We start from the raw sequence: 12,733 nt of genomic DNA, 5'->3' as shown, positions 1-12,733 counted from the left end.
AACAAATCATGAGGCCAACATGCTTAAACACGCGGTCATTCCGTTTTTAGTCGGCGCAGGCTTGTTAGCCTCCGCACCTTTCGCATCCGCTGCGACTAACCTGGTGTTCTGCTCCGAAGGGAGCCCGGCCGGTTTTGATCCAGGCCAGTACACCACCGGAACCGACTTCGACGCCTCAGCCGAAACCATGTTCAACCGTCTGAGCCAGTTCGAGCGTGGCGGCACCGCCGTTATCCCGGGCCTGGCCACCAGCTGGGACATTTCCCCGGATGGCCTGAATTACACCTTCCACCTGCGTGAAGGCGTCAAGTTCCACACCACCCCGTATTTCAAGCCGACTCGTGAGTTCAACGCCGACGACGTGCTGTTCACCTTCAATCGCATGATTAACAAGGATGACCCGTTCCGTAAGGCCTACCCGACCGAATTCCCGTACTTCACCGACATGGGGATGGACACCAACATCACCAAGATCGATAAAGTCGACGACCACACCGTCAAGTTCACGCTGAAAGAAGTCGACGCCGCGTTCATCCAGAACATGGCCATGAGCTTCGCCTCGATCCAGTCCGCCGAGTACGCTGCCCAGCTGCTCAAGGAAGGCAAGGCTGCCGACATCAACCAGAAGCCGATCGGCACTGGTCCGTTCGTGTTCAAGAGCTACCAGAAAGACTCGAACATCCGTTACACCGGCAACAAGGACTACTGGAAGCCCGAGGACGTGAAGATCGACAACCTGATCTTCGCTATCACCACCGACCCGTCGGTGCGCATCCAGAAGCTGAAAAAGAACGAATGCCAGGTCACCCTGTTCCCGCGTCCGGCGGATCTCGCGGCGCTCAAGGCCGACAAGACCCTGAAGATGCCTGACCAGGCCGGTTTCAACCTGGGCTACATCGCCTACAACGTGATGGACAAGGTCAAGGGCAGCAACGAGCCTAACCCGCTGGCCGACCTGCGCGTGCGCCAGGCGCTGGACATGGCGGTGAACAAGCCGCAGATCATCGATTCGGTTTACCAGGGCGCCGGTCAGCTGGCCGTCAACGCCATGCCGCCGACCCAGTGGTCCTACGACACCACCATCAAGGACGCCAAATACGATCCTGAGAAAGCCAAACAGCTGCTCAAGGAAGCCGGCGTCAAGGAAGGGACCGAAATCGTTCTGTGGGCGATGCCGGTACAGCGCCCGTACAACCCGAACGCCAAGCTGATGGCTGAAATGCTCCAGTCAGACTGGAAGAAGATCGGCTTGAACGTGAAGATCACCAGCTACGAATGGGGCGAGTACATCAAGCGCTCCAAAGGTGGCGAGAACCAGGCCATGCTGATTGGCTGGAGCGGTGACAATGGTGATCCCGACAACTGGCTGAACGTGCTGTTCGGCTGCGACTCGCTCAACGGCAACAACTTCTCCAAGTGGTGCGACAAGAAGTACGACGGTCTCGTCAAAGATGCCAAGCGCACCACCGATCAGGCCAAGCGCACCGAACTGTACAAACAGGCGCAACACGTCCTCAAAGATGCTGTTCCCTACACACCTATCGCTCACTCGACGGTGTTCCAACCCATGCGCGCCAACGTGCAGGACTTCAAGATCAGCCCATTCGGCTTGAATTCCTTCTACGGCGTCAGCGTCAGCAATTAAGCCATCGCAGCGGCGACGTTCATGACGTCGCCGCTGCTTTAGCTGCCGGAAGTCAGGAATTTGCCTACAGCCAATTCCGTTGCGGATGACTGCAACGGCAGGGGATGTGTCGACTTTTCCTACGAGCATTCAGGCAATTACGCATTTACTGCCAGACCCACGGCCCCTACCGTCGGGTTCTGACCAGTTTCTGCGTGGGCCATCGGCTTGCTGTACGTACTGGATTGAGCTCAATGCCACCTCAACTTCCCTGGACGGGATCGCGGTGCATTGAACAACACGACAAAAAGAGGGAGCGTCATGCGCCATACCTTGGTTTTTTCCGCATTGCTGGGCGCCGGCCTGCTGGCCGCCACGTCCGCCAGTTTTGCCGCCAGCAAGAGCCTGGTGTTCTGCTCCGAAGGCAGCCCGGCGGGTTTTGATACCGCGCAATACACGACGGCGACCGATAACGACGCCGCCGAGCCGCTGTACAACCGTCTGGTCGAGTTCGAAAAAGGCGCGACCAACGTCGTACCGGGACTGGCAACCCAGTGGGATATTTCCGAGGATGGACTCAAGTACACCTTTCACCTGCGTGAAGGTGTGAAATTTCATACAACGCCGTACTTCAAACCGACGCGCGATTTCAACGCCGACGACGTGCTGTTCACGTTTAACCGCATGCTCGATCCCGCGCAGCCATTCCGTAAGGCTTATCCAACCGAATTCCCGTATTTCAACGGGATGAGCCTGAACAAGAACATCGCCAAGGTCGAAAAGACCGGGCCGCTGACCGTGGAGTTCACGCTCAACAGCGTCGACGCCGCGTTCATCCAGAACATTGCCATGAGCTTCGCCGCGATCCTGTCCGCCGAATACGCCGACAAGCTGCTGGCTGAAGGCAAGCCAAGCGACATCAACCAGAAACCGGTCGGGACCGGGCCGTTCGTGTTCAAGAGCTATCAGAAGGACTCGAACATCCGTTACACCGGCAACGAACACTACTGGGACCCAAGCCGGGTCAAGCTGAAGAATCTGATCTTCGCGATCAACACCGACGCTTCGGTGCGCGTGCAGAAGCTCAAGGCCGGCGAATGCCAGATCACTCTGCATCCGCGCCCTGCCGACGTGGAGGCGCTGAAGGCCGACCCGAAACTGCAGCTGATTTCCAAGCCTGGCTTCAACCTCGGTTACATTGCGTACAACGTCCGTCACAAGCCCTTCGACCAACTCGAAGTGCGTCAGGCGCTGGACATGGCCGTGAATAAACAAGGGATTCTCAACGCTGTTTATCAAGGCGCCGGACAACTGGCGGTCAACGGCATGCCGCCGACCCAGTGGTCCTACGACGACAGCATCAAGGATGCCGCCTACAACCCGGAAAAAGCCAAAGAGCTGCTCAAGGCCGCCGGCGTCAAGGAAGGCACCGAGATCACGCTGTGGGCGATGCCGGTCCAGCGTCCGTACAACCCGAATGCCAAATTGATGGCCGAAATGCTCCAGGCTGACTGGGCCAAGATCGGTCTGAAAGTGAAGATCGTCAGCTACGAATGGGGCGAGTACATCAAGCGCACCAAGAATGGCGAGCACGACATCAGCCTGATTGGCTGGACCGGCGACAACGGGGATCCGGACAACTGGCTGGGCACCCTGTACAGCTGCGATGCCATCGGCGGCAACAACTACTCCATGTGGTGCGATCCGGCTTACGACAAGCTGATCAAAGAGGCCAAGGTCGTCACCGACCGCGACCAGCGCACCACGCTCTACAAACAGGCGCAGCAGTTGCTCAAGCAGCAAGTGCCGATCACGCCTGTCGCCCACTCGACGGTCAACCAGCCGTTAAGCGCCCGGGTTGAAGGCTTCAAGGTCAGCCCCTTCGGTCGCAATGTGTTCTCGGGCGTCAGTATCGATTAACCCAACCGATTAGCCGCAATGCTGAGGGGGCTGTCTATCCCCCTCACGCAAGCGCTTTGCCGAAATTCGCCGATCCGGCCTTTTGCAAACGTTTGCGATGTGTGAAATGAGTTCTAAACCAATAACCGGCCCACCCAAAAAAGCCGGCATAAAAAGAAAGTAAAGGAGCTTCACCCATGAAACTGAGCAGCACCGCGATACTGGCCCTGGCCATCAGCAGCATCACCGCCACGGCCTATGCCGAGGAACAGAGCCAGGCATTCACCCCGGTGACCGTCAACGAGAAAAGCGCCCAGGCTGATGCCACCGGCTTCCTCGAAGGTTCCACCATCAGCGGCACGACCCGTAACTGGTACGCCAACGAGCAACTCAAGCGCGGCGGCAAGTTCACTTATCGCAAGGACGGCGTTGCCACCCCGACTGATCGTCGTATCAACTGGGTGCAGGGCACCATCGTCAATTTCACTTCCGGTTTCACTCAGGGCACCGTGGGTGTCAGCACTGAAGTCGCTGCTTACAACGCTGTAGCGCTGGAGCGCAATCGCAAGGACCTGGCCTCCAACAACGGTGGCGCACCGGGTTCGCGTCCAGGCGCGGGCAACAACCGTACGCTGACCAAAGAAGGCGGCGACGCTGAGGGCCAGTGGAGCAAACTGGGTCTGGCCAACGTCAAGTTCCGCGTGTCGAACACCACCCTGACCGCCGGTCGCCAGAACTTCAGCACCCCGATCGTCGACACCATCGGCAACCGTGCGCTGCCTTCGAGCTTTGAAGGTGTGAGCCTGCACAGCGAAGAACTGAACAACTTGTCGTTCGACGCCGGCAGCTTCGACCGCGTATCGCCACGTACCGAAGAAAGCCTGTCGAAATTCCGTTCCGAGTACACCAACAACAACGCCGAAACCGATCGCGTCAGCATCGTCGGCCTGAACTATCAGCCGCTGAAAAGCCTGAAGACCAGCCTGTACGCCTCCAAGGTTGAAGACTTCTGGAACCAGTACTACTTCGGCGCCACCCACGAACTGGGTGACAGCAATGTCGTCAGCCTGACCACCGGCCTGAACTACTACAAGACCGTCGATACCGGCAAAAAAGAGATGGGCGAAATCGACAACGACACCTACTCGCTGTCGTTCGGCCTGACTCACCAGGCTCATAGCCTGACCTTCTCGTACCAGGAAATTAACGGTAACGAGTACTTCGACTACCTGCACGAAACCAACGGCATCTACCTGGCCAACTCCCTGCTGTCCGACTTCAACGGCCCGAACGAGAAATCCTTCCAGGTCGCCTATGGTCTGAACATGGCCGAATATGGCGTGCCAGGCCTGAAGTTCAACATCTACCAGGCTCGCGGCTGGGGTATCGACGGTACTCACTACACCGGCACTGCCTATGACGTACGCAACATGGACGGCGAGCACCACTACGAATACGGCATTGGTGCGACCTACGCCGTACAGAGCGGCCCGCTCAAGGCGACCACCATCCGTGGCACCTACACCGCTCACCGCGCCAGCGAAAACCAGGCTGACGGCAGCATCAACGAGTTCCGTCTCGTGACCACCATCCCGTTCAACATCCTGTAAAAACGCCGACCGACGGCTGACTCATGACGAGTCGGCCGTTCGGTTTTTTGTCTTCAACCGATTGCAGAGGGTTATCGATGAAAATGCTTCCCCTACGTGCGGCCGTCACGGCTGTGTTGTTGAGCGCCGCCATCGGCGTCTCGGCCAAACCCTTGGTGGTCTGCACCGAAGCCAGCCCGGAAGGCTTCGATATGGTCCAGTACACAACTGCAGTCACTGCCGATGCGGTGGCCGAAACGATCTTCAACCGTCTGGCGGACTTCAAGCCCGGCACCACCGAAGTGATTCCGGCACTGGCCGAATCCTGGGACATCAGTGAAGACGGCCTGACGTACACGTTCCACCTGCGCAAAGGCGTCAAGTTTCACACCACCGAATACTTCAAGCCGACCCGTGACATGAACGCCGACGACGTGGTCTGGAGCTTCCAGCGTCAGCTGGACCCGAATCACCCGTGGCACAAACTGTCGAGCGTGGGCTTCCCGTACTTTGAAAGCATGGGCTTCAAGGAACTGCTCAAAAGCGTCGAAAAAGTCGACGACAACACGGTCAAGTTCACCCTGACCCGCCGCGAAGCGCCGTTCCTGGCCGACATCGCCATGGCGTTTTCCTCGATTTACCCGGCCGAATACGCCGACCAGTTGCTCAAGTCCGGCAAGACCGCCGACCTCAACAACAAGCCTGTAGGCACCGGCCCGTTCATCTTCCAGCGTTACGCCAAGGATGCGCAGGTGCGCTTCAAGGCCAACCCGGACTACTTCCGTGGCAAGCCACCGGCCGATGCGTTGATCCTGGCAATCGCCACCGACAACAACGTGCGCCTGCAGAAGCTCAAGGCCAACGAGTGCCAGATCGCACTGTATCCGAAGCCGGATGACATCCCGAGCATCAAGAAAGACAGCAACCTGAAGGTCGATGAACTGGACGCGATGACCGTCTCGTACATCGCCATGAACACTCAGCACAAATACATGAGCGACGTGCGGGTCCGCAAAGCGATCGACATCGCTTTCGACAAGGAAGCCTACGTCAACGCCCTGTTCGGCAAAGGCAACGCGACCGTAGCGGTCAACCCCTACCCGCCGACACTGCTGGGCTACAACCACGACCTGAAGAACCCGCCACGTGACCTCGACAAGGCCCGCGCCCTGCTCAAGGAAGCCGGGGTCCCGGAAGGCACCGTGTTTACTCTGTTTACCCGTAACGGCGGCGGCCCGACCAACCCCAATCCGATGCTCGGCGCACAGATGATGCAGGCCGATCTGGCGAAAGTCGGGATCAAGGTCGACATCCGTGTGATGGAATGGGGCGAGATGCTCAAGCGCGCCAAGGCCGGCGAACACGATATGGTGTCGGCCGGATGGGCGGGCGACAACGGCGACCCGGATAACTTCCTGACGCCTATGCTCAGTTGCGAAGCGGCCAAGAACGGCGAAAACTACGCGCGCTGGTGCAACGAGAAATTCCAGGCACTGCTCGACGAAGCACGGGCTAAAGTAGATCCGGCCGAACGCGCGAAGCTCTACGAACAGGCTCAGGTGCTGTTTAATCAGGACCAACCGTGGATCAGCATGGCCCACACCCGTATGTTTACCGCAATGCGCAATAACGTAGAGGGTTACCACATCAGCCCTCTGACCACGAATAACTTCGCCACCACCCAGGTGAAGTAGATAAGAAACTCCCGGCCTCCCTGACCCCAGGGTCGCCGGGCACGCCTAACCGGCTGATGAGGTACCACACAAGATGTTTAGTTTTATTGCCCGCCGACTGGGGTTGTTGATCCCCACGTTTTTCGGCATCACCCTGCTGACTTTCGCGTTGATTCGCATGATTCCCGGCGACCCCGTGGAAGTGATGATGGGCGAACGTCGGGTCGACCCCGAAATGCACGCTCAGGCAATGGAACGCCTTGGTCTGAACAAACCGCTGTATGCCCAGTACCTGGACTACATCGGCAAACTGGCCCACGGCGATCTCGGCGAATCCCTGCGTACGCGTGAGAGCGTATGGACCGAGTTCACCTCCCTCTTCCCGGCGACCCTGGAACTGTCCATGGCCGCCCTGCTGTTCGCCGGCATTCTCGGTCTTCTGGCCGGGGTGATCGCGGCCCTCAAACGAGGATCCCTGTTCGACCATGGGGTGATGGGCATCTCCCTGGCGGGGTATTCGATGCCGATCTTCTGGTGGGGCCTGATCCTGATCATGTTCTTCTCGGTGAGCCTGGGCTGGACCCCGGTGTCCGGGCGGATCGACCTGCTCTACGACATCGAGCCGCGCACCGGTTTCATGCTGATCGACACGCTGTTGGCCGATGACATGGGCGCATTCTTCGATGCCCTGCATCACCTGATTCTGCCGGCCATCGTGCTCGGCACCATTCCACTGGCGGTGATCGCGCGGATGACCCGTTCGTCGATGCTCGAAGTGCTGCGTGAAGACTACATCCGCACTGCCAAGGCCAAAGGCCTGTCGCCGTCGCGCGTGGTGTTCGTGCACGGCCTGCGTAACGCGCTGATTCCGGTTCTGACCGTGGTCGGCCTGCAAGTCGGTACCCTGCTGGCCGGCGCGGTCCTGACCGAAACCATTTTCTCCTGGCCCGGCATCGGTAAATGGCTGATCGAAGCCATCGGCGCCCGGGACTACCCGGTTGTGCAAAACGGCATCCTGTTAATCGCCTGCCTGGTGATTCTGGTCAACTTCGTAGTGGACATCCTCTACGGCTTTGCCAACCCACGCATCCGTCATCAGCGCTGAGGTCCATACCATGAGCACTCCAACATCCTCAGTAGCCACTTCCGCCCCAAGCGCGGATCAAAGCCTGCTGTATCCGTCACCGTACAAAGAATTCTGGCAAGCCTTCGCGAAGAACAAGGGCGCGGTTGCCGGCCTGCTGTTCATGCTGCTGGTGATTTTCTGCGCGATCTTCGCGCCGTGGGTCGCGCCGCATAACCCGAGCGAGCAATACCGTGACTTCCTGCTGACGCCACCGGCGTGGCTCGAAGGCGGGCAAATGCAGTTCCTTCTCGGCACCGATGAACTGGGCCGCGACCTGCTGTCGCGGCTGATCCAGGGTTCGCGCCTGTCGCTGCTGATCGGTCTGTCGTCGGTGGTGATGTCGTTGATCCCGGGGATCCTGCTGGGTCTGTTCGCCGGTTTCTTCCCGAAGATGATCGGCCCGACCATCATGCGTCTGATGGACATCATGCTGGCCCTGCCGTCCCTGCTGCTGGCTGTGGCGATTGTCGCCATCCTCGGCCCTGGCCTGATCAACACCGTGATCGCCATCGCCGTGGTTTCGCTGCCGTCCTACGTGCGTCTGACCCGTGCCGCCGTGATGGGCGAACTGAACCGCGACTACGTCACTGCCGCGCGCCTGGCCGGTGCCGGTCTGCCGCGCCTGATGTTCATCACCGTGCTGCCCAACTGCATGGCACCGCTGATCGTTCAGGCCACCCTGAGTTTCTCTTCGGCGATTCTCGACGCGGCGGCGCTGGGCTTCCTCGGCCTTGGCGTACAACCGCCAACCCCTGAGTGGGGCACCATGCTGGCCTCGGCCCGCGACTACATCGAACGCGCCTGGTGGGTCGTGAGTCTGCCGGGTCTGACCATTTTGCTCAGCGTGCTGGCAATCAACCTGATGGGCGACGGTCTGCGCGATGCGCTGGACCCGAAACTCAAGAACGCCGCCTGAGGAGATTCCCATGTCACTGCTAGAAATCAAGAATCTCAACGTCCGCTTCGGCGACAAGAACGCGACGCCCGTGGTCGATGGCCTCGACCTGAAAGTCGACAAGGGCGAAGTCCTGGCCATCGTTGGCGAGTCGGGGTCGGGTAAATCCGTGACCATGATGGCGCTGATGGGGCTGATCGAGCATCCCGGCATCGTCACGGCCGACTCGCTCAGCTTCGACGGCAAAGACATGCTCAAGCTGAGCAATCGTCAGCGTCGGCAAATCGTCGGCAAAGACCTGTCGATGGTGTTCCAGGATCCGATGACCGCGCTCAACCCGAGCTACACCGTCGGTTTCCAGATCGAAGAAGTGCTGCGCCTGCACCTGAAAATGTCCGGCAAGCAAGCGCGCAAACGCGCCATCGAACTGCTGGAGAAAGTGGAAATCCCGGGCGCCGCCAGCCGTATGGACGCCTACCCGCACCAACTGTCCGGCGGCATGAGCCAGCGTGTGGCAATTGCCATGGCGATTGCCGGCGAGCCGAAACTGCTTATCGCCGACGAACCGACCACGGCGCTGGACGTGACGATTCAGGCGCAGATCATGGATCTGCTGCTGGCGTTGCAGAAAGAACAGAACATGGGCCTGGTGCTGATCACTCACGACCTTGCGGTCGTGGCCGAAACCGCCCAGCGCGTCTGTGTGATGTACGCAGGCCAAGCGGTAGAAGTCGGTCAGGTGCCGCAACTGTTCGACATCCCGGCACACCCTTACAGCGAAGCCCTGCTCAAGGCGATTCCCGAGCACAGTCTGGGCGCCGAGCGCCTGTCGACCCTGCCGGGCATCGTTCCAGGCCGCTACGACCGTCCGCAGGGCTGCCTGCTGTCGCCGCGCTGCCCGTACGTGCAGGACAGCTGCCGCGTGCAACGTCCAGCCCTTGATCCGAAAGCCAACAGCCTCGCCCGTTGCTTCTACCCGCTGAACCAGGAGGTGGCGTAATGGCCGTCGTACTTACCGCCCGCGACCTGACCCGTCACTACGAAGTCTCCCGTGGCCTGTTCAAGGGCCACGCGACCGTGCGCGCCCTCAACGGCGTGTCGTTCGAGCTCGAAGCCGGCAAGACCCTCGCTGTCGTAGGCGAATCGGGTTGCGGCAAATCCACCCTCGCTCGCGCCCTGACCCTGATTGAAGAGCCGTCTTCCGGCTCGCTGAAAATCGCCGGGCAAGAAGTCGCCGGCGCCGACAAGGCCCAGCGCAAACAACTGCGCAAAGACGTGCAGATGGTGTTTCAGAGCCCGTACGCGTCGTTGAACCCGCGGCAGAAAATCGGTGATCAATTGGCCGAGCCACTGCTGATCAACACCAACCTGAGTGCTACCGAGCGTCGCGAGAAAGTCCAGGCGATGATGAAGCAGGTCGGCTTGCGTCCCGAGCACTACCAGCGCTATCCGCACATGTTCTCCGGTGGTCAGCGTCAGCGTATTGCCCTGGCGCGGGCGATGATGCTGCAACCGAAAGTGCTGGTGGCGGACGAACCGACCTCGGCGCTGGACGTGTCGATTCAGGCGCAGGTGCTGAACCTGTTCATGGACCTGCAGCAGGAGTTCAACACCGCCTACGTGTTCATCTCGCACAACCTGGCGGTGGTGCGTCACGTCGCCGACTCGGTGCTGGTGATGTACCTCGGCCGTCCGGTGGAAATGGGCCCGAAAGAGGACATCTACACCCGACCTCTGCACCCTTACACCCAGGCCTTGTTGTCGGCGACACCCACGATCCACCCGGATCCGGACAAGCCGAAAATCAAGATTGTCGGCGAACTGCCCAACCCGCTGAACCCGCCACCGGGCTGCGCGTTCCACAAGCGTTGCCCGTACGCGACCGAGCGTTGCAGCACTGAAGAGCCGGCCCTGCGCCAACTCGACAACCGGCAGGTGGCTTGCCACTACGCCGAGCAGTTCCTTGATGGCGCCGCGTAGGCAAAACCGGAGACCGCCACTCAACCTGTAGGAGCTGTCGAGTGAAACGAGGCTGCGATCTGTTGATTTTCAGCATCAGGATCAAAAGATCGCAGCGTGCCGCAGCTCCTGCAGGAATCGTGTTTATCCGGAAATAATGTGTTAACCCAAACCTCTTCTCCCCCGATTGCGCATCAGTCGGGGAAGAAGGGGTTTTCTTTTGCCGGCGCTTTACGACTGGCTGTCGCCTTCGTCATCGTCAGTGTCCGGCTCGTCAGTGGTCGAGTCGTCATCATCCTTGCTGCCGCCCTGATCCTGATCGCCCGGTTCGGATTCCGACTTGGCCAGCATGACCACACCGGCTTGCCCGTGGGCTGCGTTAAACCCCTGTGATGGTGTGGCAGAACTTGCCCACGCCGCCGTAGTGCCAAGCGTCAACATCACCAAAACCTTAAGCAACAGCACAATGCGTTGAAAAATGCTCATAGCCATTTCCATCCTTTCGTGGTTGAAGCCTGGGGTGCCGATCCGGCGCTGAATGAAATCTAGTTCCGATCAGTCCGGTTCACCAGATAGGACGCTGACCAACCCCGGGAAATGCCCTGGTACGAGAGATCACTTGTGAATAACCGCTATAACCGAATCAGCTAAGCGAGGCCGTGCGTTCGCTGGTGGCCAGCGCTTTGGCCTGGGTCGACGAGCGCGTCGCCAGGCAGATCAGCGGCAAGGTCAACAACGCCAGTGTCGCGCTTGCAAGCCATACGCTGTGCCCTCCGAAGTGCCCATACAGCTGACCACTCAACACCGGCGACAACAATGCACTGGCGCTCCAGCTCATGAAAAACAGACCGAAATACTGGCCGCTTTTGCCGCCCTGCGCGTGCCGCATGACCAGCATATTCAGCGGCGGCATGAAAAAAGCTTCACCCAAGGTCCAGATCACCGTCGACAGACACACGTAAAGCAACCCGGAGCCAAACGGCAACATCCCCAACCCGACCGCCAACAACACACAACCCGCGAGCAATTGCCGACGCAAGCCCCACCGCTCGCCCCAGTGCGTGAGCGGGATCTGCAGCGCCACCACCAGCATCGCGTTAAGCCCGAACTGCCAGCCGATGGCCTCGGTGCTCAAGTGGTAGTAGTCGCGCAGATAGTTGCCCAGCGTGCTGTAAACCGTGTCGAAGGCCATCCCCAGCAACACGGCCGCACCGAGCAGCCAGAGGAATGCCGCGTCGCGCAACGGTGTACCAGTGCCAGCTTCGGTCACCTCATCGGGCTTGAGTACCGCGCGGCGCCATGTAGTGCGCACAAACCACAGCAACGCGAGCAGCGTCATCGCCGCACTGACAAAAAACACCCAACGGAAATCCGTTTGCGCCAACACCCCGCCGGCCACCCCGGCCGCCGCCATGCCAAGGTTTCGCGCCACCCGGCTCAAGGCTTGGGCACGGGAGCGCTGCGCAGGCTCGCAATACTCCATGATCAGTCGCTGATGCAGCGTTCGAATCGCCCCGTCGACGGCACCACTGAGCAACAGCAACACGGCCAGCAACGCCACCTGCGTCACCAGCCCCAACAGGATCAACACCCACATGGAAACAAAGAACAACGCGGCGGTCAGCCGCGCCGTCCGCACATGATCACTGAGCAGCCCACCCAGCATCGAACCAATCAACAACCCGGCTCCGTAAGCCGACAACAGCCAGCCCACCGTCTCGATCGCCAGCCCCAGCTCCTGGCGCAGATACAGCGCCATGAACAACTTGACCATGCTGCTCAAGCGATTGATGAACAGCAGCGCCGCGAGCACCCAGGCCATCAGGCTGAAATAGCCGTTGGGGCGCAGCAGATGGACGAGGTTGCGCGTCATTCCATTGACCTCTCAAAGCGACTGGCGTGGACCTGAAACACTAACGCCCAGCACACCGGTTGTCGCGCTCAAGAACATCGATATCTCAAAATACA

10 protein-coding genes are annotated in these 12,733 nt (G+C 59.7%); 8 read left to right on the top strand and 2 right to left on the bottom strand.

Annotated elements, in window-relative coordinates; translation table 11 throughout:
- Positions 1-19 precede the first annotated feature (19 nt).
- From ACYZUM_RS00605 to ACYZUM_RS00570, 8 genes are all read left to right on the top strand, one after another.
- A complete protein-coding gene (locus ACYZUM_RS00605; RefSeq protein WP_041072781.1) occupies positions 20-1,645 on the top strand; it encodes an ABC transporter substrate-binding protein in 1,626 nt (541 codons plus the stop codon).
- A gap of 300 nt (positions 1,646-1,945) precedes the next feature.
- Complete coding sequence (locus tag ACYZUM_RS00600; RefSeq protein ID WP_108181665.1) at positions 1,946-3,544, top strand: ABC transporter substrate-binding protein; 1,599 nt, start codon at positions 1,946-1,948, stop codon at positions 3,542-3,544.
- Between the two features lie 176 nt (positions 3,545-3,720).
- Positions 3,721-5,133, top strand: a complete 1,413-nt coding sequence (locus ACYZUM_RS00595; protein WP_041072777.1) for an OprD family porin — start codon at positions 3,721-3,723, stop codon at positions 5,131-5,133.
- Between the two features lie 77 nt (positions 5,134-5,210).
- Complete coding sequence (locus ACYZUM_RS00590; RefSeq protein ID WP_047291244.1) at positions 5,211-6,806, top strand: ABC transporter substrate-binding protein; 1,596 nt, start codon at positions 5,211-5,213, stop codon at positions 6,804-6,806.
- A 73-nt stretch (positions 6,807-6,879) separates the two neighbouring features.
- Positions 6,880-7,890, top strand: a complete 1,011-nt coding sequence (locus tag ACYZUM_RS00585) for an ABC transporter permease subunit (RefSeq protein ID WP_041072773.1) — start codon at positions 6,880-6,882, stop codon at positions 7,888-7,890.
- A 10-nt stretch (positions 7,891-7,900) separates the two neighbouring features.
- Positions 7,901-8,827, top strand: coding sequence for an ABC transporter permease subunit (locus ACYZUM_RS00580; protein ID WP_041072771.1), 927 nt, complete (start codon positions 7,901-7,903; stop codon positions 8,825-8,827).
- Between the two features lie 10 nt (positions 8,828-8,837).
- Complete coding sequence (locus ACYZUM_RS00575) at positions 8,838-9,806, top strand: ABC transporter ATP-binding protein (protein ID WP_041072769.1); 969 nt, start codon at positions 8,838-8,840, stop codon at positions 9,804-9,806.
- Positions 9,806-10,786 (top strand): peptide ABC transporter ATP-binding protein, encoded by a 981-nt coding sequence (locus ACYZUM_RS00570; protein ID WP_047291239.1) that lies wholly within the window; start codon positions 9,806-9,808, stop codon positions 10,784-10,786. The genes ACYZUM_RS00575 and ACYZUM_RS00570 overlap by 1 nt, the downstream gene beginning before the upstream one ends.
- Before the next feature lie 210 nt (positions 10,787-10,996).
- Here the strand turns inward: ACYZUM_RS00570 and ACYZUM_RS00565 are convergent, their stop codons facing one another.
- The gene (locus ACYZUM_RS00565; protein WP_047291237.1) at positions 10,997-11,251 is read right to left on the bottom strand and encodes a hypothetical protein; all 255 of its coding nucleotides are present in this window, start codon (positions 11,249-11,251) and stop codon (positions 10,997-10,999) included.
- Positions 11,252-11,408: 157 nt separating this feature from the next.
- Complete coding sequence (locus tag ACYZUM_RS00560; protein WP_108181664.1) at positions 11,409-12,638, bottom strand: MFS transporter; 1,230 nt, start codon at positions 12,636-12,638, stop codon at positions 11,409-11,411.
- Positions 12,639-12,733: the final 95 nt, after the last annotated feature.

The organism is Pseudomonas sp. m6p (assembly GCF_055760375.1).
Note: the sequence above shows the minus strand (reverse complement) of the source record. Positions and strands in the feature narration are given on the sequence as shown.

Excerpts from the sequence above, each read along its gene's own strand:
- ACYZUM_RS00580 (WP_041072771.1), top strand. The coding sequence starts at position 7,901 with ATGAGCACTCCAACATCCTCAGTAGCCACTTCCGCCCCAAGCGCGGAT.
- ACYZUM_RS00570 (WP_047291239.1), top strand. The coding sequence starts at position 9,806 with ATGGCCGTCGTACTTACCGCCCGCGACCTGACCCGTCACTACGAAGTC.
- ACYZUM_RS00605 (WP_041072781.1), top strand. The coding sequence starts at position 20 with ATGCTTAAACACGCGGTCATTCCGTTTTTAGTCGGCGCAGGCTTGTTA.
- ACYZUM_RS00600 (WP_108181665.1), top strand. The coding sequence starts at position 1,946 with ATGCGCCATACCTTGGTTTTTTCCGCATTGCTGGGCGCCGGCCTGCTG.
- ACYZUM_RS00590 (WP_047291244.1), top strand. The coding sequence starts at position 5,211 with ATGAAAATGCTTCCCCTACGTGCGGCCGTCACGGCTGTGTTGTTGAGC.
- ACYZUM_RS00595 (WP_041072777.1), top strand. The coding sequence starts at position 3,721 with ATGAAACTGAGCAGCACCGCGATACTGGCCCTGGCCATCAGCAGCATC.
- ACYZUM_RS00565 (WP_047291237.1), bottom strand. The coding sequence starts at position 11,251 with ATGAGCATTTTTCAACGCATTGTGCTGTTGCTTAAGGTTTTGGTGATG.
- ACYZUM_RS00560 (WP_108181664.1), bottom strand. The coding sequence starts at position 12,638 with ATGACGCGCAACCTCGTCCATCTGCTGCGCCCCAACGGCTATTTCAGC.
- ACYZUM_RS00585 (WP_041072773.1), top strand. The coding sequence starts at position 6,880 with ATGTTTAGTTTTATTGCCCGCCGACTGGGGTTGTTGATCCCCACGTTT.
- ACYZUM_RS00575 (WP_041072769.1), top strand. The coding sequence starts at position 8,838 with ATGTCACTGCTAGAAATCAAGAATCTCAACGTCCGCTTCGGCGACAAG.